We start from the raw sequence: 22,855 nt of genomic DNA on the forward strand, positions 1-22,855 counted from the left end.
GTAGTCACAATTTGCAATGGACGGCTAGGGTTCCGGTCCGCATCGCCTCGGCGACGTGGATGCTGGTCCGAGAGCTGTCGACCTCAGGCGAGGTTACACGGCGGGACAAAAGCCCGGGAGAGAACGCGATTCGTCGCGCCGCTCCTACCGTCGTCAACCCGCCATCTCGAGGTCAACCTCATGCGCAAGTTCCGCCTGTTCGCTGCCGCAGCCGCCGCTCTCTCCATTCTCGCCTCCACTCCGACATTCGCCGCCGGGCGCACCGACTTCAAGGTCTGCTGGACGATCTACGCCGGCTGGATGCCGTGGGGCGAAGCGAAAACCCAGGGCATCGTGTCGAAGTGGGCCAAGAAATACGGCATCAACGTCGATGTCGTGCAACTTAACGACTACGTCGAATCAATCAACCAGTACACGGCGGGCAAATTCGACGGCTGCGCGATGACCAACATGGACGCGCTGACCATTCCCGCGACCGGCGGCGTCGATTCGACCGCGCTGATCATCAGCGACTACTCGAACGGTAACGACGGTGTACTGATCAAAGGCAACGGCAAGAAAGTGGCCGACCTCAAGGGTCAATCGGTCAACCTCGTCCAGTTCTCCGTGTCGCACTATCTGCTGGCTCGCGCGCTGGAATCCGCGGGACTGAGCGAGCGCGACCTGAAGGTCGTCAATACGTCTGACGCCGATATCTCCGCCGCATTCGAAACACCGTCGGTCAGAGATGCAGTCACGTGGAACCCCATGCTCGCCGATCTGAAAGCGAAGCCGAACGTCACTGAAGTTTTCGATTCGAGCAAGATTCCCGGCGAGATCATGGACATGATGGTCGTCAACACGAAGACGCTCCAGGAGAACCCCGCACTCGGCAAGGCGCTAACCGGCGCATGGTTCGAAATGGTCGCGCTGATGCACGCGAACAATGCCGGCAGCACAACCGCGTTGACATCGATGGCGAAGGCCTCCGGCACCGATCTCGCAGGCTTCAAGGGCCAGCTCTCGACCACCGCACTCTTCTACACGCCGAAAGCCGCCCTCGATTTCGCGACCAGCCCGACGCTGCCGCAAACCATGACACGCGTGGCGAAGTTCTCGTTCGATCACGGTCTGCTCGGACAAGGTGCGCCTGATGCAAACGCGGTCGGCATGGCGTTCGACAAGGGCGTCATTGTCGGCAGCAAAAGCAATGTGAAGCTGCGTTTCGATCCGACGTACGTGCGCCTCGCTGCAGACGGCAAGCTCTGATCGCCGGCTCCCGGAACGTTTCTGAATCACGAGGCGGTCAGCCATGCGACTCATCAACCGACACCCAACGCGCAGCGGCGCGCTGATGCTTCTTCTCATGCCGTTCATCGTGCTGATAGCGGTTTATTTCACGGGTTCGTCGCTGCGGCTCGCGGCGAACGCCGACGACAAACTGCTGCCCAGCGCGACGCAAATGAGCGAAGCGGTCAAACAGTTCGCGTTCACCGAGGACAAGCGCACCGGCGAGCATCTGCTGTGGGTCGACACCGTCTCAAGTTTGCGGCGGCTCGGCATCGGGCTCGTGGTGAGCGCGGCGATTGCGCTGGTATTCGGCCTGGTGACGGGCAGCATTCCGCTCGTCACGGCCACGTTATCGCCGTTCATCACCGTGATGTCGATGATCCCGCCGCTCGCGGTGCTGCCGATTCTGTTCATCGTATTTGGGCTCGACGAACTGTCGAAAGTCGTGCTGATCGTGATCGGCATTACACCGATGATGATCCGCGATCTGCAGCAACGCGCGCGCGAAATCCCGAATGAATTGTGGGTGAAAGCGCAAACGCTCGGTGCCACGAGCTGGACGTTGATGCTGCGCGTGATCGTGCCGCAACTGTTGCCACGTCTGCTGGTCGCGCTGCGTCTGTCGTTGTGTTCCGCGTGGCTGTTCCTGATCGCCGCCGAAGCGATTGCTTCGATCGACGGCCTCGGCTACCGCATCTTCCTGGTACGCCGTTATCTCGCGATGGACGTGATCCTGCCTTACGTCATGTGGATCACGCTGCTCGCCTGGCTGATGGACGAAGCGTTGCGGCGGCTGACGACATGGGCGTTTCCCTGGTACGGCGGAGGCTCGCGATGATCGAAGTTCGCAACGTCTGGAAAGAATACGGCGAACAGGTCGTGCTCGAACGGTTGAACCTGACCATTGCCCAAGGCGAGTTCTGTTCGATGGTCGGCGCGTCGGGTTGCGGCAAGTCGACGTTTCTGCGGCTGCTGCTTGGTCAGGAACGCGTCACGCGCGGCGAGATTCTGCTCGACGGCCAGCCATTGCCGGGTGAACCGGACGCGCATCGCGGCGTGGTGTTTCAGCGCTATTCGGTATTCGAGCATCTGAGCGTGATGCGCAACGTGCTGCTCGGACTCGAACTGCCGCACGCGAAATTCACCGGACGGCTGTTCGGTGCGCGCCGCCGCGCCGCGCAAGACCAGGCTGTCGCGATGCTGGAGCGCGTGGGCCTCGGTGCCGCGCTCGACAAGTATCCGCATCAACTGTCGGGCGGCATGCAGCAACGTCTGGCGATCGCGCAAGCGCTGGTGATGAAGCCGCGCGTGCTGCTGCTCGATGAACCGTTCGGCGCGCTCGACCCCGGCATCCGCAAAGACATGCAGGATCTGCTGCTCGATTTGTGGCGCGAAACCGGCCTGACGATTTTCATGGTCACACATGATCTGAAGGAAGGCTTTGCGCTCGGCAGCCGTGTGCTGGTGTTCGACAAGGTCCGCGTGGACCCGCAGGCGCCGCACGCTTACGGTGCGCGCATTACCTACAACATTCCACTCGACCACAGCCGCGCCAGTGCGTCGTCCCTTCACATGGCACAGGCCGTGGTGAAAGGCGCGTCGCGCGCCGACGTGGTCCCGGCATAAGGAGACTCGATATGACTCTGCTACTGGAAGAAAACGTCCCTGGCGGCGGACACACATCGCTGATCGTCAAGCGCGGACAATCGCTGCGTATTACCGATTTGCGCGGCGGCGCCAACGTCAGCGTGATGATGGTCAACGCCAGCGAGAAAAGCGAACGCCTCAATCTGCCCGACACGCTCAAGTGCCAGCACACCGCCAAACTCACTGCAGGCCATTGCCTGTACTCGGACATGGGCCGCGTGCTCGCCGCCATCGTCGCCGATACATGCGGCTGGCACGACACGCTCACAGGCGTGTCGAATGCGGAAGAAGTTTTCGACAAATACGGCGCGGGCCGTTATCAGGAACTGCGCAATGCGTTCTTTCGCAACGGCACCGACAACCTGCTGGTGGAACTCGGCAAATGGGGACTCGGGCTGCCCGATCTGTTGATGACGCTGAACCTGTTCAGCCGCGTCGACGTCACCGAAGCAGGCGCGCTCAATTTCGTGCCGGGCAATTCGATGGCCGGCGACTACGTCGAACTGTACGCGCCAATGAACACGCTGATCGTATTGACCGCGATTCAGCATCCGCTCGACCCATCTGCCGAATATGCCCCGAAGCCCGTCAAGCTCGCGTTGAGCGCAGCAGACCCGCAGGTCGCCGAACTGTGCCGCACGTCATGCGACGAAAACGTGCGCGGCTTCATCAACACCGAACGCTTCTTTCTCTGAACGGGACGCACGTCACATGACTACAACGCTCACTGAAAGCACCCGAAATCCCGCCGACGCAATCTTTCGTGAAACGCTGGCCGCAGGCGAACCGTGGCTCAAGGAAGTGAAAGCGGGCCAGACACTGCGCATTCACGACCTCGAAGGCAACCAGGCCGTCGATACGCTGTTCTACAGCGTCGCCGATCCGCGCGAGCGCTACGACGCGCAACGCACTTTACGCCGTCAACAAAGCCTTTATCTGACGACCGGGACCGTGCTGTACTCGAACCTCGGCCGCCCGATGCTGACTATCGTCGCCGATACGTGTGGGCGTCACGACACGCTCGGCGGCGCATGCGCGCAGGAAAGCAACACCGTGCGTTATGCGCTGGAAAAGCGCTACATGCATAGCTGCCGCGATAACTACCTGCGTGCCTGCGCGCACGACGGACGTCTGACGAAACGCGACATCAACGCGAACGTCAATTTCTTCATGAACGTGCCGGTTACCGCGAGCGGCGGCCTGACGTTCGAAGACGGCATTTCCGCACCCGGCAAGTATGTGGAAATGCGCGCGGAGATGGACGTGATCGTGCTGATCTCGAATTGCCCGCAACTGAACAACCCGTGCAACGCGTACAACCCGACCCCGGCGGAGCTATTGATATGGAACTGAGCACCTTGCGCGACTGGATCTACGACGTATTGCGAGTGCGTGCCGAACGTCATTGGCGGATACAACGCGTTGACCGGCGCAAGTAGCCACGCGTCGAACGCCGCATAGCGATCATCACCCTTGCCGTGGACGACCACGGCACGCATGCCCACGTGGCGGGACGGCCCGCCCACGCCTTAAAACGCTCACTCATGTTCGACAAAGTCCTGATTGCCAATCGTGGCGCGATTGCGTGCCGCATCCTGCGTACGCTGCGTGAACTCGATGTCGCGGGGATCGCTGTATTCAGCGAAGCCGATCGCGCGAGTTTGCATGTGAGTCAGGCGTCGTCCGCTCATTGCCTCGGCGAAGGCGCGGCGGGCGCGACCTATCTCGACATCGGCAAGATTCTCGATATCGCGCGCGCCGAAGGGGTGCAGGCGATCCATCCGGGTTACGGCTTTCTATCGGAAAACGCGGCGTTTGCCGATGCATGCGAGACGGCCGGCATTGCGTTCATCGGACCGACGCCCGAACAGTTGCGCGCGTTCGGCCTCAAGCACACAGCGCGCGCGATCGCTGCGACCCAGGGCGTGCCGATGCTCGAAGGCACCGGCTTGCTCGACGATGTCGCCGCCGCACTGGACGCGGCGCAGCGCATCGGCTTTCCGGTGATGCTCAAAAGCACAGCGGGCGGTGGCGGCATCGGCATGCGCGTGTGCAATTCGGCCGACGATCTGGCCGCGCATTTCGATGTAGTGAAGCGACTCGGTCAGAACAATTTCAGCGACGCGGGCGTGTTCCTCGAAAAATACATCGAGCGTGCGCGGCATCTCGAAGTGCAGGTTTTCGGCGACGGTCAGGGCGACGCAATCGCACTGGGCGTGCGCGACTGTTCCGTGCAACGGCGCAACCAGAAAGTACTCGAGGAAACGCCTGCTCCAAACCTGCCCGACGGCATGGCCGATGCGCTTTGCGAAGCGGCAATAAAGCTGGCGAAAGCGGTGAATTACCGCTCGGCAGGTACTGTCGAGTTCGTCTACGACAGTCTCGCGCAGCGCTTCTATTTTCTCGAAGTGAACACGCGTTTGCAGGTCGAGCACGGCGTGACCGAACAGGTGTGGGGCGTCGATCTCGTCCGCTGGATGATCGAACTGGCCGCCGGTACTCTCGCCCCACTCGCGATGCTCGCACGGCACTTGCAACCCTCGGGCCACGCAATCCAGGCGCGGCTCTACGCGGAAGACCCGGGCCGCGACTTCAAACCTAGCCCAGGTCTTTTGACGGATGTCGCGTTTCCTGTCGCCGATGGCCGCGCGCTGCGTATCGACACATGGATCGAAGCCGGCTGCGAAGTGCCGCCCTATTTCGACCCGATGCTCGCGAAGCTGATCGCGTGGTCGCCGACCCGCGACGAAGCACGTCACGCGCTCGACGGCGCGCTCGCCGCAACGAGACTCTACGGTGTCGAGACGAATCGCGACTATCTGCGTCAGATCATCGACGACACGCCGTTTGCGAACGGCGAGCCGTGGACGCGTTGCCTCGACAACCTGCGCTACCGCGCGACCACCGTCGAAGTATTGAGCGGCGGCACACAAACGACGGTGCAGGACTATCCCGGGCGGCTCGGCTACTGGGCGGTCGGCATTCCTCCCTCGGGCCCGATGGACGACCGCGCGCTGCGCCTCGGTAACCGCCTGCTGGGCAATGACTCCGGCGCAGCAGGCTTCGAAATCACGATGAGCGGCCCGACGCTGCGCTTCAACACCGACGCGGTCGTGGCGATCACCGGCGCGACGCTGCCGGTTACGCTGAACGGCGGCGTTCAGCCGATGAACACCGCGCTGTATATCGCGGCCGGTTCGACGCTCGAACTCGGCACGATACGCGGCGCAGGGGCGCGCGCGTATCTGTGCGTGCGCGGTGGACTCGATGTTGCGCAGTATCTGGGCAGTCGCAGCACGTTCACGCTGGGCCAGTTTGGCGGACACGGCGGCCGCGCATTGCGCGCGGGGGACGTGCTGCATCTTCATGCGCTCGCCGAACGTAATGCCGGTGAAGCATTGCCCGCGATAATCACGCCGCCTTTGCAGGCAGTTCGCGTGCTGCGCGTGATTTACGGCCCGCATGGTGCACCGGAATACTTCAGCGCTGCGTATATCGACCGCTTTCTCGCGACCGAATGGGAGATTCATTTCAATTCGAGCCGCACCGGTGTGCGCCTGATCGGGCCGAAGCCCGAATGGACGCGCGAAGACGGTGGCGAGGCGGGTTTGCATCCGTCGAACATTCATGACAATCCGTACGCAGTCGGTGCAATCGATTTCACCGGCGACATGCCCGTGATACTCGGCCCCGATGGTCCAAGCCTGGGTGGCTTCGTCTGCCCGGTGACGATCATCGAGGCGGATCTGTGGCAGATCGGTCAGTTGAAGGCCGGCGACAAGGTGCGCTTCACCCCTGTCGATATCGCAACGGCCCGCGCCGCCGCGCAAGCCCGCAACATCGAAACGGCCACGCTCGAAGCACAAGCCGCCGCTGCGCCGCTCGCTGCTGACAGTGTTAGCGCGACGCCCGCGCTGGTGTCGCCAATCGTGCTGGACATTGGCACCGACCGCGAGCGGCTCGTCGCGCGACTTTCCGGCGACACGCATCTGCTGCTCGAAATCGGCCCCGCCGAACTCGACCTCGTATTGCGCTTTCGCGGGCATGCGTTGATGCAATCGCTCGAAGCGCTCGACATCGACGGCGTAACGGATCTGACGCCGGGCATCCGTTCGCTGCAGATTCACTATCGGCCGGAACGTCTGCCGCTCGCCACGTTGCTCGCGACAATCGAAACCACATGGCAACGCGTGTTGTTGCAGCAGGATTTGCGCGTGCCGTCGCGCATCGTCCATTTGCCGCTGTCGTGGGACGACCCCGCGTGCCAGCTCGCAATCGATAAATACATGACCACCGTACGCAAGGATGCGCCCTGGTGTCCGAGCAATCTGGAGTTCATTCGCCGGATCAACGATCTCGATTCGATCGATGCCGTGAAGCGCATCGTGTTCGATGCAAGTTATCTGGTGATGGGTCTCGGCGATGTTTATCTCGGCGCGCCGGTCGCGACACCGCTCGATCCACGTCACCGGCTCGTCACCACCAAGTACAACCCCGCGCGCACATGGACCGCCGAAAACTCGGTGGGCATCGGCGGCGCTTATCTGTGCGTGTACGGCATGGAGGGACCAGGCGGATATCAGTTTGTCGGCCGCACGCTGCAGATGTGGAATCGCTTCAGGAAGACGGCGGACTTCGCGGGCCGTCCGTATCTGCTGCGTTTTTTCGATCAGATTCGCTTCTACGAGGTCCCCGCCGACGAGCTTTTGCGCATACGTAGCGACTTTCCGCTGGGCCGCTATCCGCTACGTATCGAAGAAACCGAACTGTCGTTATCGGACTATCAGGATTTTCTGGAGCGGGAAGCCGACGGCATCGACGGCTTTCGCACGCGGCAACAAGCCGCTTTCCAAGCCGAACGGCAACGCTGGCATGAAGCCGGGACCGTCGAAGAAGCTCTGGAACAACCCGTCGCCATCGAGACCGGCACAGCACCGCTCGACGATCACCAGGTCGCGGTGGACAGCGAGATTGCAGGCAATCTCTGGCAGGTCCACGTGAATCCCGGTGCAACCGTCGCGGCGGGCGACGTGCTGCTCGTCATCGAGTCGATGAAGATGGAAATCTCGGTGACGGCCCCCTGCGCAGGGGTGATCGACGAAGTGCATGTCGCGCCTGGCTCGCCGGTGCGGGCGGGCCAACGCGTGGTCGTGATAGCGCGCGCGTGATATCGACGCGCGCACCTTGAGGCCGGCTGCGATGCACCATGCAGCCGGCCGATCGTGCTTACGCTTTATCCGGCCCGGCCTGAATCATCTTCCAGCCGTTACCCGCCGGGTCGCGGAAACCGGCGTCGATGCTGCCGTAACGCTCGACCGGCTCCTGCGTGAATTCCACGCCGTCGGCCTTCAGCCTGACGTAAGTCGCGCGGCAGTCGGACACCGCGAGGACAAGCGGCGGCATCGCACCTTTGGCGACCATCGCGCGCAAAGTCTGCGCGGTAGACTCGTCGTGGATCGGCGGCCCTGGCGTGAACAGGCCCAGTTGAAACGTCGGCTGATCCGGGTGCTGGACCGTCAACCATCGGTAGGCACCGTTGCGCACGTCCGTGTGCACGCGGAATCCGAGTTTGTCGACGTAAAACGCGAGCGCTTCGTCCTGGTTGTCGACGTACAGGCCCACTACGCTAATGCCCTGGTTCATCACGCTTTCTCCCTGGTTGTGGAGTCGGCAATGTACCTTTCGCCACGCGCCGCCGCTTCTCCAAAACTGCGATGGTGAGGTCCGGGCGCTGCGCGGCCTTCAGCACGCAGGCAGGTACACGGTCGAGTTGCTGCATGGCGGCACGCGCTTCTCGGCGCATCGCGCTCGGGCTTCGGCCGGTAACGTCGTGGAAGATGCGGCCAAAGGTGCCCAGGCTTTCCCAACCGGTAGCGAACGCGATGTCAGTGATGCTCAGGTCGGTGTCGCGCAGCAGGGTGTTCGCCTGTTCGATGCGACGTGTCAGCAAATAGCGATGCGGCGGGACGCCAAAAGCTCGTTTGAACGAGCGCGCGAAATGGGCCTCGGAGACGCCGCTGACCGAAGCAAGCCGCTCGACAGGCCAGGCTTCGTGCGACGCAGCATCCATGCGATCTTTCGCGCGTAGAAGGCGACGCAGCAGGACCGGGTCCAGCAATTGATCGACCCCGGCCGTTGCAGCGGACGGCTGACTACCGCCAGTTGACGAAGTTGATGATGTCATGGGGGAATCTGGGAGGGCGACTGAAGGCCGTGTTTCCAGATCGCGGATAACGCTGTTTATAGGTGCCCATAGCGGATGGCGCACGTGTAAAAGTGGGCATGACGACATGGGTGTTGTAAAGGCGACGCACGATTCGTTGCCAGAGTTCGCTGGAGTTCAACCATAATGGCAAAAACGTCGCCGGAGCTCATCCCATCATGAAGTCCCGTTGCCTTGCCGCAGTTCTCGCCGTTCTCGCCACTGGCTGCACAACGACTCCGGCGAGTTATCAGCAGGCAACCGATTCAGGGACCTACGTCCTGCACAGTCCCGGCCGTTCACCGTATGCCGACTCCGCGTCAAGACCACCGAGACTCACGGTCGGCACCAGCTATCCAGACACGCAACTCATTCTGCCCTGGTTCCTCAACGACGTAATCGACTTCGTGAACTACCGCTAGTGTCGTCGGCGCAGTCAGGGGATTTCCTTTCGATCCCAGGGCGGTTCGTCGCCGAACGCTTCGGTCAGGTAATCGACAAACCGGCGCACCTTGAGAGGTATGCGCTGCGCGCTCGGATAAACCGCCTGAATCGTCAGATTCGCCGCGTGATAAGCCGGCAGTAGAACCACCAGCTCACCCCGTCGAAGATGCTCGCCGAACACGAAGGTCGGACCATACGCAATGCCCGCGCCCGCAAGGGCGGCGGCCAGAAGCATCTGCGTATTGTTGGCTGCCATCCGGCAGGGTCCGTCAATGACGTGCGCGCGGTTCTCCGCGTCGAGCAAGGTCCAGTCGCCGGCCGACACGGCTTCGCTAAACGCAAGCCGCTGCGCAAGCCGCAAGTCTTCCGGCTTGCGCGGCGTGCCATGGCGCGCGAGATAGGCGGGAGACGCGCACACCACCATCCGGCAAGGAGCGAGCCTGCGGGTCACCAGTGACGGGTCCTCCAGCCGTCCGACGCGGATAGCGACATCGACGCCCGCGTCGATGAGGTCGACATAGCGGTCGCCAAGCAGCACTTCCACGTTGACTTGCGGATGGTCCTCCAGATAGCGCGCCACCACTCCGCCCAGGTGCATCGCGCCGAACGTCACCGGTGCCGCGACACGCAGCACGCCGCGCGCGGTGCCTTGCGAATCGCTCGCTTCGCGGGTTGCCTCGTCGAAGGCTTCCAGAATCCGCTTGCTGCGTTCGTAGTAAGTCTGGCCGGTATCGGTCAGGCTCAGGCGCCTCGTGGTGCGCTGAAGTAGCCGCGCATTCAGCTCGGTTTCAAGGGCGCTCACGTGCTTGCCCGCCATCGCTGCCGATAATCCGAAGCGACGCGCCGCTGCAGCAAAGCTGCCTTCCTCGACGGCGGCGACGAATACTCCAAGGCTGGTGAGCCGGTCCATTCTTATTCCCCCATTCGATAATTGGATTATCGACTCAAAACACTATTTCGCCAATTATCAAGTCGGAGAATTGAATCTACGATTCAGGCATCAGCTCAAGGTCTATTGACCCGGAATTGGAGATCAGCCGGAACGGTACGCGGACTCATGTCACGCGAAGCGGCTGCGGCGACCTGGGGCGGGTGCGCCTGCACCACCACGGCGGTTCGTCGCACATGAGCAGCGCAGCGCCGCCATGCAGGCGATGGGACCGCGTCGCGACGATGGATGGCGGCTGCAAATCTCGACTCCGCGTGGACCGAACTGACCGGCGCTGCAGGTGCAATGCGCCATAACCGACCGACATCAACGCACATCATGAATCAATCTACTATCGTCACGATTCCCATCCTGCCGTTCGGCATGGTCAATTGCCACCTGATCATCGGTGCAACAGGTTGCGTTATCGTGGACACGGGTACGCCCGGGTCCGACGACAAGATCGGTCGCGCCTTGAACGAACAGGGTCTCGGCTTTCGCGATGTCACCCTGATCGTGGTCACTCACGCGCATACCGACCATGCCGGTTCGGCCGCGCGACTGCGTGAACTGACGGGGGCACCGATCCTGGCTCACGCCGACGATCTGGACTACTACGAGCGGCGCAAGGAAATGACATACTGCGTCGCCCATTGGTGGGGACCCCTGTTCCTGCGCTCGGGCGTACCCGTCGAACCGTACCTGCCGTTCACGCCCGACATCCTGCTGCAGGATCAGGCCAGCGTTGACCTGAGCCGCTATGGAATCGACGGCATGGCGAGGCACACGCCGGGTCACACAGCCGGGTCGGTGTCGGTTGAGCTAGGCAGCGGAGATGCGTTGGTCGGTGATCTGGTCGCCTCAGGCGTCTTTCTGGGGGGATTGATACGCAAAGGGCACGCCATGCGTCCACCGTTCGAAGACGATCCGCAAGCGGTCAGCTCAGAACTGCTCGGCATGGTGGACGCGGGCATGCAACGCTTTCACATGGGCCATGGCGGCCCGCTGCCTGCCACGGAAGTGCGTCGACACGCGCTCTCTTTGCAGAACCAGAAGCCTGGTCGCCAATACGGAATGCAGACTATTGGGTGTGACTGCTCGAAGCGCAAGCTGGTCGAGTTAAGTTGAGTGACTAAGGCATGACCTGCCCAATTGCTTGCAAGGATGCCTGGATCTGGCAGGAAACTCTTTACACGCCCTTTCGAAACTCGCGAGGCGTTTTGCCGAAAGCCGCTTTGAATGACTGACTGAAGTGCGTCGGGTTGTTGAATCCCCATGAAGAAGCGATCTCCCCGATGGCGCGACTCAACTGCCCCCGGTCTTCGAGATCGCGAGCACACCTGGCCAATCTTCGCTCCCAGATGTACCGCTCAACCGACTGACCGTCGCTGGCAAAAACCGAACTCAGGTATCGCTTCGAGATGCCCAGATGCCCGGCGACATCAGCGGGTGCCAGTGAATGATCTCGCAGATTCGCTTCGATAAAAGCTCGACCACGATAGGCGAGCATTGTCCTCGTCACCGTGTTTCCTGTCGTACCCGGAGACGTGTTGTCCGGTCGCGACATGAATGCCGTCAGGGCCATGTCTATCGCCTGTCCGGTTAACCGTTGCGCGATATCGGTGCTAAAGCTCTCGAAGTTTTGCGCCAGCGAACTGACGAAATTCTTCGTCATCGCGCCCAGCGGATTGTCCGTCGTGACGACGGTCGCCGTATGGTTTTCGATGGGGCCAATCTGCTTGCGCACGAGCGTTCTTGGGATCTGCAGAACTAGTTGGGATTGAGCCTTGGGAAACTCGGCGCGAAATGTCTTCGATGTATCGAGCAAGGTAATGTCGCCTGGACGGAGAACATTGCGCCGGTTGTCCTGTTCGACAATCGCCTCGCCTGTCATCTGTATGCAGACAAATACCTGCTCTTCCCCAATCTGGGAGATTTTCGGCTTGACCCGAGCTATTTCATGCGACGCCGCCACGATTTCAATCAGGTTGACCGGACTCGAAAGGTGAGCGGTAATCGACCCGGAGAAACCTTCATCTCTCTCGCTCGAACACTCCAGATGAGTCAAAAGATTCGCCACCCTGGTTTGCCAGAAGGCAAGCCTCGCGTTCGGCGGCACGCGGTCGGTGGAAATGAGGACAGGGGCCCGGTTCATCGCTGTACTGTTCATGCGCGTGCGCCCCTTTTGACGAGCTGCGTAGGTCGATTCTTTGCGCGTTAGCCAGAATAATCATCCCGACAATGGGACGTCCCGTCCATCTCGTTGTGCTGCCGCCCAACGCTTTGTGATGATAGACGATGTCAATTTTTCGCGCGACCTGCCCCCGACTTTCGTCAAAGGGAATAAAGAATGTAGTCAGGCGGCACGTTCATGGCGCGGCGTCCGCGCTCCGTTACACTCCAGGCACGATACGAAGTCGAGTCAGCCAGCATTCACGTTCGACACATAGAACCCGCTCATCACACTGGGCCGACATACGGCGACGCTATTCTCCAGGCGTCCGTGCAGCCGGGCGAACTCTGCGCCGCCGTTATCCGACCGTAATCTGAAACACAGAAAAAAAGAGGTACACAGGACCATTGACTTACGACGCCCGTTTTCGCGCCTGAATCACCCGCCGTTCAATGCCTTTAAGTTCTTTCATCTTGGTGGAGAAGAAACAATGGATATCGATGGCATCAAGGTTCCGGATAGCGCGTTTGCCAGGGAGATCACCGAACTGGTCCGCGAAGAAGTCACACCCCTTCTGTTTCATCATTCCAGCAGGGTCTTTTATTTCGGCGCACTGGCCGGAAAAGAGCGGGGATTGAAGTTCGACCCGGAGCTTCTTTATTGCGGCTGCATGTTTCACGATCTCGGGCTGATGAAGAATTACAGCAGCGACAACGAACGATTCGAGGTAGATGGAGCAAACGCTGCGCGGGATTTCCTTAAAGGGCATGGTATCTCGCAGAGCGATATCGACACTGTTTGGGCCGCCATCGCGCTGCATACCACGCCGGGAATCCCGCAACACATGCATCCTGTCATAGCACTGGTCACCGCAGGCGTCGAGATGGACGTGCTGGGACTCACCTACGATCAATACAGCGACGCCACACGTGAGGCCATTGTCGAAGCGCATCCGCGTGGCGATCAGTTCAAGGAAAACATCATCCAGGCCTTTTACGACGGCATCAAGCATAAACCGGACACGACCTTCGGCAATGTCAAAGCCGATGTGATTGCAGACAAGGAGCCGCATTTTCACGCCGGCAACTTCTGCAGCGTCATCCGTCATTCGGCCTGGCGGTCCTGACAAATACGCCGATCGCATCGGAGTAGAGAAATATCTATTGATTACCGTTTTGTGAACGTCCGATGGCGGCAGGGTTGTCGCGCCTCCCGCCTTCAATGACCGGTTGGGTCAATCGTTCAAACGGCATCAAAACCTGTTTGCTTCAGAAGTCCCCCCGTCGTCCCGCTTCAATCCCGCGTCTTCTTTCCATTGCATTTCAGACAGCATTCATTAAGGAAGCGACCATGAGTCAATCTGTAACCGCCGTACTCGTCCATGGAGCATGGGCAAACGCTGCATGCTGGTCCAAAGTCATTCCGCTCCTGCAGACAGGCGGATTATCCAGCGTCGCCGTGCAATTGCCATTGACCTCGCTCGAGGACGATGCCGCTGCGGTCAATCGCGCGCTCGCGTTGATCGATGGGCCGGTGGTGCTGGTCGGCCACTCCTACGGTGGCGTCGTCGCGACTGCGACGGGCAATGACAGCAAAGTACAGAGCCTGGTATTTGTCGCGGCCTTTGCACCGGACGAAGGCGAATCGGCAGGCTCACTCGGCGCGAGCGTGGACCCGGCGCCGCTCGGTGCAGAACTCCGCCCTGATTCACAAGGCTTCCTCAAGATCACACGGCCAGGCATCGATGCAAGCTTCGGTCAGGACCTGACGGAAGAAGAACGGCTGGTGGCGTTCGTCACACAGGGGCCGACGTCAGTCAAGGCACTGGGCGACAATGTTTCCGCCCCCGCATGGAAATCGAAGCCATCCTGGTATGTGGTCGCCGAACAGGATGGTGCTATTCAGCCATCGTTGCAACATAGAATGGCAGACAGGGCGAAATCGCAGAAAACGTCGGTTGCTTCCAGCCACCTCGTCATGCTCTCTCACGCGGCCAAGGTGAGCGAAGCGATCCTCGCGGCGGCTAAATAAGCATCGCCTGATAGAGCAAGTCTGAGCAGGCCGGCGCGCACGGGGCGGACGATTGCCCCATGACGCGCCAGCTTGCGTTTTATGCGTTTGTTTGTACTCTGTATTCACCCCCTTCCAATACCCCACAGAGAGTGCCATGAGCAAATTGACGACGGCGTTTGGAGCCCCTGTACCCGACAACCAGAACACGCAAACGGCCGGCCCACGCGGACCCGCGTTGCTTCAGGACGTCTGGTTTCTCGAGAAGCTGGCCCACTTCGACCGCGAAGTCATTCCCGAGCGTCGTATGCACGCCAAGGGGTCCGGCGCCTTCGGCACGTTCACCGTCACGCACGACGTTACTGCATACACGCGCGCCAAAATATTTTCCGAAGTCGGAAAAACGACAGAGATGTTTGCGCGCTTTTCGACGGTTGCCGGAGAGCGAGGCGCCGCCGACGCGGAACGCGACATCCGCGGATTCGCACTCAAGTTCTATACCGAAGAAGGCAACTGGGATCTCGTCGGAAACAACACGCCAGTTTTCTTCCTGCGTGACCCACTGAAATTCCCGGACCTCAACCACGCAATCAAGCGCGACCCGAGAACGGGACTGCGTAGTGCGGAAAGCAATTGGGACTTCTGGACCCAACTGCCCGAGGCGCTTCATCAGATCACCATCGTGATGAGCGATCGAGGCATTCCGCGCACGTTCAGGAACATGCACGGGTTCGGCAGCCACACGTTCAGCCTCATCAATGCGGCGGGTGAGCGTTTCTGGGTGAAGTTCCACATGCACACGCAGCAGGGCATCGAGAACATGACCGATGCGGAAGCTGTAGAGCTGGTTGGCTCCGACCGCGAAACTCATCACCGGGATCTGTACGAATCGATTGAAAAGGGTGAGTTCCCGCGTTGGACCCTGTACTTCCAGATCATGCCGGAGAAGGAAGCCTCGACCTATAAAGTGAACCCGTTCGATCTGACCAAGGTCTGGTCGAAAAAGGACTATCCGCTCATCGAGGTCGGCTTTTTCGAACTCAATCGCAATGCGGAGAACTGGTTTGCCGATGTCGAACAAGCCGCTTTCAACCCGGCGAATGTCGTCCCCGGGATCAGCTTCTCGCCGGACAAGATGCTGCAGGGCCGGCTGTTTTCCTACGGCGATGCGCAACGATACCGGCTTTCTGTGAACCATCACCAGATTCCCGTCAACTCACCCCGCGGCGCGAGCCACTACAACAGCTATCACCGCGACGGCGTCATGCGTGTTGACGGCAATCACGGTGGGACGACCCCTTATAACCCGAATACAAAGGGTGCCTGGCTGGATCAGCCCGACTTCAGCGAACCCCCGCTCTCTATCGAGGGTGCGGCCGATCATTGGAATCACCGTGTCGACGACGATTACTTCTCACAGCCGGGAGGCCTGTTTCGCCTGATGTCGGAGGCACAGCGCCAGGTGCTGTTCGAAAACACGGCGCGTGCGATGCACGGCGTGTCCAAAGCAGTCAAAGACCTGCATATAGAAAACTGCGGCAAGGCGGATCCGGCATATGGCGCAGGCGTACGCCAGGCCATTGAAAGCCTCGATGCGCCGGGGACAACCGGTGTGAGGTCTGAACCGGAAATGTCGAAGTAATCCTGCTCGCGCGGAGCGCGGCTCGCAGGAGCCGCGTTTCTGCGGGCGTGCAACGATAGATGATCCGCAAACTCCCCGCCTGACAGATCTGGGATTTCATCCGCGATTTGCCTGCAAGCCTAACGGTTGAGCCGCCAGGCCTGCTTCCGCTTTGCATCGACTGGGAGATATTGGCGTTTCCGGTACGCGTGCCGAGTAGTAATCGACAACGAGTACCTCGACGGCAATATCAACCCAACTACGCCGATCGCCTCGCCAACCTGTTCGAGGCAAGACCGGCGCAACATCTGCGTGATGTCTAGAACGCACTCTTGATGACGCCCCCATCGGCCCGCAACGCCGCTCCCGTCGTCGCCGACGAAAGAGGACTCGCGATATAGGCCACGAGTGACGCAATTTCCTGCGGTGAACCAAATCGCTTGATCAGCGATGTGGGACGGACCTTCTCGAAGAACTCCTTCTCGAACTCTTCGAAAGATTTGCCGTCGGCCTTGGCGAGCGTCTCCACGAAATCGCCCACGCCGCGCGATTTCGTCGGGCCCGGCAGCACGCTATTGACCGTAATGCCCGTGCCGGCGACGGCTTCGGCCAGCCCGCGCGAGACCGCGAGCTGCGCGGTTTTCGTCATCCCGTAGTGGATCATTTCGGCGGGAATCTGCACTCCGCTTTCGCTCGAGATAAAAATAATGCGGCCCCAGTTGGCACGCTTCATCGCGGGCAGAAACAGGCGGGCGAGGCGTACGCCGCTCAGAACGTTGACATCGAAGAATCGCAACCAGTCCGCGTCGGGGATCTCCTCAAACGGCTTGGGCTCGAAGATACCCAGGTTGTTGACCAGTATTTCCACGCCCGGATAGCGCCTTGCGAGTTCCTCCGCCGATTCGGCTGTGCTGAGATCGCCCGCGAAGCCCAGGATATCGCCACCCGTCTCCGCTTTCAGTTGCGCGACCACCGCATCCACCGATGACTGCGAGCGGCCATTCACGATCACGCGAGCGCCCTCCTGCGCCAAAGTACTGGCGATAGCCTGGCCGATGCCGGCGGTACTGCCGCTCACGAGTGCGAGTTTGTTCTTCAGATTCAGGTCCATCAGTAATCTCCTTTCCGTGGATGAAATAGGACTGGCGGCATCGGCACCTGCAAGCCGGATGCCGCCAGAGAGCGATCATGTCCGGGTAATAGACGCACCGCCATCGACCAGTGAAGCCGTACCGGTGACGAACGACGAATCGTCCGATGCAAGATACAGCACCGAGCGCGCAAGTTCTTCCGGCTTTGCGACGCGCTTGAGCGCGTGCAGCCCCGTCACGAATGCCTGCGATTCGTTAGTGTCGTTCATATCGCGATACATCTCCGTGTCGACGGCACCCGGCAGGATCGCGTTGACGCGCACGCCTTGCCCACCGTATTCGGCAGCGAGTGCCTGCGTCAGGCCGATCAGCCCCGCCTTGCTCGCCGCATACGCCGCAGTGCCGGGAAACGCAAACGAATAACCGACGAACGTCGACGTGAAGATGATCGATCCACCGCCCTGTTTCAACATTTCGGGGATCTGGTGTTTCGCGCCGAGGAAGGCACTCGTCAGATTGGTCGCCAGTGCGGCATTCCAGCCCGCTTCGGAAATACCTGTGGAAGGACCCATCTCGCCGAGCGTACCGGCATTGTTATAGGCAATGTCCAACCGGCCGAAGCGGCTGACCGCGAGCGCGACCAGCGACTTCGCGAAGTCCTCCGATTGCACGTCGCCCGCCAGATACACGGCTTCGCCGCCGTCGTTGACGATCTCCGCAGCGAGCGCTTCGAGTTCGGTGGAACGGCGCGCCGCGAGCACCACCTTGGCGCCCTCCTTCGCGAACAGTTTTGCCGTAGCGCGGCCAATTCCTGCACTGGCACCGGTCACGATGGCGACTTTTCCTGTCAAGCGTTGCATGTTCATTCTCCTGATGCATTTCATCTGCCAGTGCCCTATGCCCCGGCCAGTGAAAGCAATATAGGCTTCAGCCCTGCTTGCGGAAAGGCATAAAACATGGTCGTATCATTCAGTTTTTGTGAATAATTGGAGATAGCAATGGATCGCCTGCGTGCATTCGAGGTTTTCGTGACCGTGGTGAGTCGCGGCGGCTTTGCGCGCGCGGCCGATGCGCTCGACACGTCGCCCGCGAACGTCACCCGTTATATCAACGAACTGGAGACGCACCTGGGCACGCGCCTGCTGAATCGCACGTCGCGCACGCTGTCTCTTACCGAGGGCGGCGAGACGCTTTACGCGCGCTGCAAGGCGATCCTCGACGATGTTGCGGAAACAGAGGGGCTCGTCTCATCCGCATCAGTCGAACCACGCGGACGACTGCGCATCAATGCCCCTGTGAGCTTCGGCATTTTGTATCTGGCGCCGCTGTGGCCCGGGTTCATGCAGAAACACCCTGGAATCGAACTGGACGTTGGACTGATTGACCGCGTCGTCGATATCGTCGACGAAGGCTACGATCTCGCCATTCGCATCTCACGCGCGGGTTCGACCAGTCATGCAGCCCGCAAGCTGGCGACATCGCAAAACATTCTGTGTGCGTCACCGGCCTATCTGGCTCGCTCCGGCGTTCCGGCGACCCCGGCGGATCTGGCCGGGCACCGCTGTATCGGCTACACGTATTCAACCACCGGCGACGACTGGCAATTGACCGACTCTCGCGGCAAGCCTCACCCGGTGAGGGTCGACTGTCACATGCATACCAACAACGGGGATACGGCCCGAGCGGCGGCACTTGCCGGAGAGGGTGTGATCTGGCAACCCACTTTCCTGATCGGCCGCGATCTGCGCGAGGGCAAACTCGTGCGCGTGTTACCCGACTATCGTCTGCCTGATATCGACATACTCGCGCTGTATCCAAGCCGCCGACATCTGAGCGCCAGCGTACGCGTGATGATCGACTTCCTGGTCGATGCTTTCAGTGGTGTGCCTCCATGGGACCGGAATGACGCAAGCTGAACGGAAGTCAGGAACGGGTTGAACGCACCGTCCGGGCATGGGTGCGATAGAAATGGGTGAAGGTTAAGGCTGCGATTAACCGGCGAGACGGGATCACTGATTCACCGGTATGCACTAAGCGTTCTCAAACAAAAGGCGTTCAATCCATTCGGACTTACCGTAGCCACAAGCAGGACGCCGACGCATCGCAGCAACAATAACTCGATACGCAGAAAACCCGCAGCCCCAGCGATTTCCCAATAGAAGTTTGAGGAAACTTGGGGAGTAGTCTAGGATAAAACAGCAGGACACCAATTCCTCCTACTTCGCTTAAAGCGGCCGTTTTTAATACCAGTCCAAAGCAATACGCTGAAACGCTCGATTCGAAATAAATCTGCGAGCTTTATTTGTTTACATAAATCCAGAATCTAATGCGACGCGAGACGTGAATAGCCGCTTCTCTACGCAAGCTTAACTGCCATTTTCCCGCGCGCGACAGGCGTTCGGTGAATTGGAGAATGCGCTCTCAGCTGAAGCCGCGTTGCATGACTGCGAGTCGTTGCTGTCTCACGCCAGTACGGAAAACGAGCGGCTCTTTGCGCTGAAAAAAGTTAGCTACAGAGTGGAATAGGCGACTTCCGTTCCGTCGCGTAACAGAAACTGGTGTACATGTTCTCCCGTTTGACTCTGCTTCGCGTGTAGAGCGAGCAACGCATGCAATTGGCCAACCTCAATCCTGCACTCGACCGCGGCCTCGATACGTCGGCGGGCGGAAGCATCCTGGTCACTGCGCCCGCCCTCTCTTCGCCCGGTCAACTGGCATTCACGCAGTGAGCGACAAAGACCCTTTCTGGAGTCGGAAATCATGGCTGACAAACGCAAGAAGGCTGACGACGTGGGCGATCAGGACATCTTGTCGAACAAGGCTTATACAAAAGAACTCAAGCATCTGCACGGCGAACTGGTCAAGTTGCAGCAGTGGGTCGTGGAAACCGGCACCAAAATCTGCATCGTCTTCGAGGGACGCGATGGTGCCGGAAAAGGCGGCACCATCAAGGCGATCACCGAGCGCGTGAGTCCGCGCATCTTTCGCGTTGTCGCCTTGCCCGCGCCTACCGAACGCGAGAAAAGCCAGATGTACGTGCAGCGCTATCTTCCGCATCTGCCGGCTGCGGGCGAGGTCGTGCTGTTCGACCGCAGCTGGTACAACCGCGCAGGCGTCGAGCGCGTCATGGGCTTCTGTACCGACGAGCAGGTTACGGAATTTCTGAAAGGAGTTCCGCTTGTCGAGCGGGCTATCGTTCAGTCCGGCGTCATTCTGCTCAAATACTGGCTCGAAGTCAGCGAAGAAGAACAGACCCGCAGACTCGAAGCGCGTATCAAGGACGAACGGAAAATCTGGAAGCTTTCGAAGATGGACCTCGATTCATATAGCCGCTGGTACGACTATTCCCGTGCGCGCGACGACATGTTCAAGGCCACCGATACCGATATCGCGCCGTGGTTCGTGGCCGACTCCAACAATAAGAAACGTGTGCGTTTGAACATCATCAGTCACCTGCTGAGTAGCGTGCCTTATAAGGCCATGCCGCGCGAGAAGATCACGCTGCCGAAGCGGCAGAAAGCCAACGGCTACGTCGAACCGGACTACCCGTACAGAGTTGTCCCGGCGACGTACTGATCCGGTGCGGCCGTATTGGCGCTCGCAGAATACTGCGCCTGCAGCTGGATACAGGTCTGCTCAACCGTCGAAACCGGTCCAGGATTAAAGATGGCTAACGAAACGTCGAACCGCGCCACAGGGACGCAGTCGCTCCTGATACCGGAATGGATTCGCCATTACGACAGGTCGTGGGCAAGACCGGATCTTGTCGCGGGCTTGACCGCAGCGGCTGTCGTGATTCCGAAGGCGCTTGCCTACGCAACGGTGGCGGGCTTGCCGGTTCAGGTGGGTCTCTATACGGCGTTCGTGCCCATGCTGATCTATGCATTCCTTGGCACATCGAGGCCCTTGAGCGTCAGCACGACCACGACGCTGGCCATCCTCGTTGCGGCAGGACTCGACCAGGCCGTGCCCGACGGAAACGAAGCCGGGCTAATCGCCGCAACCGCGACGTTGATGCTGATGGTCGGCGCGATCCTGACGCTAGCCTCGGTTCTGCGACTCGGCTTCCTGGCCAACTTTATTTCCGAGCCTGTGTTGATCGGCTTCAAGGCGGGGATTGCGGTGGTTATCGTAGTCGATCAGATTCCCAAGCTGCTCGGTATTCATTTTCCGAAGGGCTCGTTTGTACACAACTTAATGGCGATCGTTCAGGGGTTGCCGCATGCGTCGTTGCTGACAATTGTCGTCGGCGCGTTGACGCTAGTCGCACTCGTGGGGCTGGAGCATTTTTTTCCGCGCGCTCCCGCGCCGCTCATTGCCGTGGCCGGCGCTATCGGAAGTGCCAGTCTGTTCGGCCTCGCGACACATGGTGTGGGAACGGTTGGCCATGTGCCGACTGGTTTGCCCGCACTTACCTTGCCCGACTTCGCGTTGATGAGCGACCTTTGGCCGGTCGCCCTCGGCACGTCACTAATGAGCTTTACCGAAACCATTGCGGCGGGTCGAGCCTTTGTTCGCGACGGAGAGCCCACGCCCGGCGCAAATCGGGAGTTATTCGCCACGGGGCTGGCGAACCTCGGTGGTTCGCTGTTCGGCGCGATGCCTGCTGGCGGTGGCACAACGCAGACGGCTGTCAACCGCAGCGCGGGTGCTCGCAGTCAGGCAGCGGAGTGCGTGACGGCGGCAACCGCGTTGGGCGTCATGTTATTGCTGGCGCCGCTCATCGGATTAATTCCTCATGCAACGCTCGCGGCCGTTGTCATTGTTTATTCGATTGGCCTGTTCAATCCGGCAGAATTCCGCGCGATCCTTTCGGTACGGCGTACTGAACTGATCTGGGCACTCGTTGCTCTGGCCGGTGTCGTCCTGCTGGGTACGTTGGAAGGAATTCTTGTCGCTATCGTCGTGTCCTTGATTGCACTCGCCTATCAGGTATCGGACCCGCCGGTACATGAACTGACACGCAAACGCGGCACCAACGTGTTTCGCCCCATGTCCGCCGAACACTCAGACGACGAATCATTTCCCGGCATGCTGATTCTGCGGCCAGAGGGCCGCATTTTCTTCGCAAACGCAGATAACGTCGCGCTGAAATTTCGTCAGCGCATTGCGTCGAACAAACCCCGCATCGTGGTGCTGGACCTAAGCGGTGTCTTCGATATCGAGTACACAGCATTGCGGATGTTGATCGAAGCAGAAAAGAAAATGCGTAACGCTGGCGTGGTGCTTTGGCTCGCGGCCCTCAACCCCGGCGTGCTCGCCATGGTGCAACGCTCGCCGCTGGCCGCGCAGTTGGGCCATGAAAGAATGTTCTACAACCTCGAACAGGTCATTGCCCGATACGACATGGTCACCATCGGGGAGACGCCCGATGTCATGCCGGACGACCTATAAAATGTTTAAAGTATGCAGACACCCGCGGCCGTCTCGTCGAACGACATGAACTGATGTAGTCGTTCGTGAACGCGCA

20 protein-coding genes and 1 riboswitch are annotated in these 22,855 nt (G+C 60.1%); of the genes, 14 read left to right on the forward strand and 6 right to left on the reverse strand.

What is annotated here, in order from left to right:
- Positions 1-13 precede the first annotated feature (13 nt).
- Positions 14-122, forward strand: a riboswitch (guanidine-I (ykkC/yxkD leader).
- 58 nt (positions 123-180) lie between these two features.
- The 6 genes from ABH945_RS33595 to uca all read left to right on the forward strand — a co-directional run bounded on the left by ABH945_RS33595 (position 181) and on the right by uca (position 8,084).
- The gene (locus ABH945_RS33595; RefSeq protein WP_074771643.1) at positions 181-1,248 is read left to right on the forward strand and encodes a putative urea ABC transporter substrate-binding protein; all 1,068 of its coding nucleotides are present in this window, start codon (positions 181-183) and stop codon (positions 1,246-1,248) included.
- Between the two features lie 43 nt (positions 1,249-1,291).
- The gene (locus ABH945_RS33600) at positions 1,292-2,107 is read left to right on the forward strand and encodes an ABC transporter permease (protein ID WP_429253497.1); all 816 of its coding nucleotides are present in this window, start codon (positions 1,292-1,294) and stop codon (positions 2,105-2,107) included.
- Positions 2,104-2,895 (forward strand): ABC transporter ATP-binding protein, encoded by a 792-nt coding sequence (locus tag ABH945_RS33605; RefSeq protein ID WP_074771645.1) that lies wholly within the window; start codon positions 2,104-2,106, stop codon positions 2,893-2,895. The genes ABH945_RS33600 and ABH945_RS33605 overlap by 4 nt, the downstream gene beginning before the upstream one ends.
- An 11-nt stretch (positions 2,896-2,906) precedes the next feature.
- Complete coding sequence (locus ABH945_RS33610; protein WP_429253498.1) at positions 2,907-3,611, forward strand: urea amidolyase associated protein UAAP1; 705 nt, start codon at positions 2,907-2,909, stop codon at positions 3,609-3,611.
- A gap of 16 nt (positions 3,612-3,627) precedes the next feature.
- Positions 3,628-4,269 carry an urea amidolyase associated protein UAAP2 gene (locus ABH945_RS33615; RefSeq protein ID WP_074771647.1) on the forward strand — a complete coding sequence of 214 codons (642 nt, stop codon included), beginning with the start codon at positions 3,628-3,630 and terminating at the stop codon, positions 4,267-4,269.
- Positions 4,270-4,460: 191 nt separating this feature from the next.
- Entirely contained in the window at positions 4,461-8,084 is a 3,624-nt protein-coding gene (uca, locus tag ABH945_RS33620; protein WP_429253499.1) for an urea carboxylase, read from the forward strand.
- Between the two features lie 58 nt (positions 8,085-8,142).
- Here uca and ABH945_RS33625 read toward each other — a convergent pair whose 3' ends face one another.
- Both ABH945_RS33625 and ABH945_RS33630 read right to left on the reverse strand, forming a co-directional pair.
- Entirely contained in the window at positions 8,143-8,559 is a 417-nt protein-coding gene (locus tag ABH945_RS33625) for a VOC family protein (protein ID WP_429253500.1), read from the reverse strand.
- Positions 8,543-9,100 carry a helix-turn-helix domain-containing protein gene (locus tag ABH945_RS33630; protein ID WP_429253501.1) on the reverse strand — a complete coding sequence of 186 codons (558 nt, stop codon included), beginning with the start codon at positions 9,098-9,100 and terminating at the stop codon, positions 8,543-8,545. The genes ABH945_RS33625 and ABH945_RS33630 overlap by 17 nt, the downstream gene beginning before the upstream one ends.
- A 197-nt stretch (positions 9,101-9,297) precedes the next feature.
- On the opposite strand from ABH945_RS33630, the gene ABH945_RS33635 reads away from it, so the two are divergent.
- Positions 9,298-9,540, forward strand: coding sequence for a hypothetical protein (locus tag ABH945_RS33635; RefSeq protein WP_074771651.1), 243 nt, complete (start codon positions 9,298-9,300; stop codon positions 9,538-9,540).
- Between the two features lie 14 nt (positions 9,541-9,554).
- Here the strand turns inward: ABH945_RS33635 and ABH945_RS33640 are convergent, their stop codons facing one another.
- Complete coding sequence (locus ABH945_RS33640; protein WP_429253502.1) at positions 9,555-10,472, reverse strand: LysR family transcriptional regulator; 918 nt, start codon at positions 10,470-10,472, stop codon at positions 9,555-9,557.
- A 357-nt stretch (positions 10,473-10,829) separates the two neighbouring features.
- Between ABH945_RS33640 and ABH945_RS33645 the strand changes: the two genes are divergently transcribed.
- Positions 10,830-11,618, forward strand: coding sequence for an MBL fold metallo-hydrolase (locus tag ABH945_RS33645; RefSeq protein ID WP_429253565.1), 789 nt, complete (start codon positions 10,830-10,832; stop codon positions 11,616-11,618).
- A gap of 61 nt (positions 11,619-11,679) precedes the next feature.
- On the opposite strand, the gene ABH945_RS33650 is transcribed toward ABH945_RS33645, so the two are convergent.
- Positions 11,680-12,660, reverse strand: coding sequence for a helix-turn-helix domain-containing protein (locus ABH945_RS33650; RefSeq protein ID WP_429253503.1), 981 nt, complete (start codon positions 12,658-12,660; stop codon positions 11,680-11,682).
- A gap of 493 nt (positions 12,661-13,153) precedes the next feature.
- Here ABH945_RS33650 and ABH945_RS33655 point away from each other — a divergent pair, with 493 nt between their 5' ends.
- The 3 genes from ABH945_RS33655 to ABH945_RS33665 all read left to right on the forward strand — a co-directional run bounded on the left by ABH945_RS33655 (position 13,154) and on the right by ABH945_RS33665 (position 16,315).
- Positions 13,154-13,789: an HD domain-containing protein gene (locus ABH945_RS33655; RefSeq protein ID WP_074771655.1), complete on the forward strand. Its 636-nt coding sequence runs from the start codon at positions 13,154-13,156 to the stop codon at positions 13,787-13,789.
- 95 nt (positions 13,790-13,884) lie between these two features.
- Positions 13,885-14,694, forward strand: a complete 810-nt coding sequence (locus ABH945_RS33660) for an alpha/beta fold hydrolase (RefSeq protein WP_429253504.1) — start codon at positions 13,885-13,887, stop codon at positions 14,692-14,694.
- Between the two features lie 136 nt (positions 14,695-14,830).
- Positions 14,831-16,315 (forward strand): catalase, encoded by a 1,485-nt coding sequence (locus ABH945_RS33665; protein ID WP_429253505.1) that lies wholly within the window; start codon positions 14,831-14,833, stop codon positions 16,313-16,315.
- Positions 16,316-16,613: 298 nt separating this feature from the next.
- On the opposite strand, the gene ABH945_RS33670 is transcribed toward ABH945_RS33665, so the two are convergent.
- Positions 16,614-17,405 (reverse strand): SDR family NAD(P)-dependent oxidoreductase, encoded by a 792-nt coding sequence (locus ABH945_RS33670; RefSeq protein ID WP_429253506.1) that lies wholly within the window; start codon positions 17,403-17,405, stop codon positions 16,614-16,616.
- A 75-nt stretch (positions 17,406-17,480) separates the two neighbouring features.
- Positions 17,481-18,245, reverse strand: coding sequence for an SDR family oxidoreductase (locus ABH945_RS33675; RefSeq protein ID WP_429253507.1), 765 nt, complete (start codon positions 18,243-18,245; stop codon positions 17,481-17,483).
- Between the two features lie 138 nt (positions 18,246-18,383).
- Here ABH945_RS33675 and ABH945_RS33680 point away from each other — a divergent pair, with 138 nt between their 5' ends.
- The 3 genes from ABH945_RS33680 to ABH945_RS33690 all read left to right on the forward strand — a co-directional run bounded on the left by ABH945_RS33680 (position 18,384) and on the right by ABH945_RS33690 (position 22,779).
- Complete coding sequence (locus ABH945_RS33680; protein ID WP_429253508.1) at positions 18,384-19,301, forward strand: LysR family transcriptional regulator; 918 nt, start codon at positions 18,384-18,386, stop codon at positions 19,299-19,301.
- An 844-nt stretch (positions 19,302-20,145) separates the two neighbouring features.
- Positions 20,146-20,961, forward strand: coding sequence for a polyphosphate kinase 2 (gene ppk2 / locus ABH945_RS33685; protein ID WP_429253509.1), 816 nt, complete (start codon positions 20,146-20,148; stop codon positions 20,959-20,961).
- A 90-nt stretch (positions 20,962-21,051) separates the two neighbouring features.
- On the forward strand, positions 21,052-22,779 hold the full coding sequence (locus ABH945_RS33690; protein WP_429253510.1) for a SulP family inorganic anion transporter: 1,728 nt from the start codon (positions 21,052-21,054) through the stop codon (positions 22,777-22,779).
- The last annotated feature ends 76 nt before the right edge of the window (positions 22,780-22,855 follow it).

It is taken from the genome of Paraburkholderia sp. GAS333, assembly GCF_050435665.1.
Taxonomy (GTDB): domain Bacteria; phylum Pseudomonadota; class Gammaproteobacteria; order Burkholderiales; family Burkholderiaceae; genus Paraburkholderia; species Paraburkholderia fungorum_A.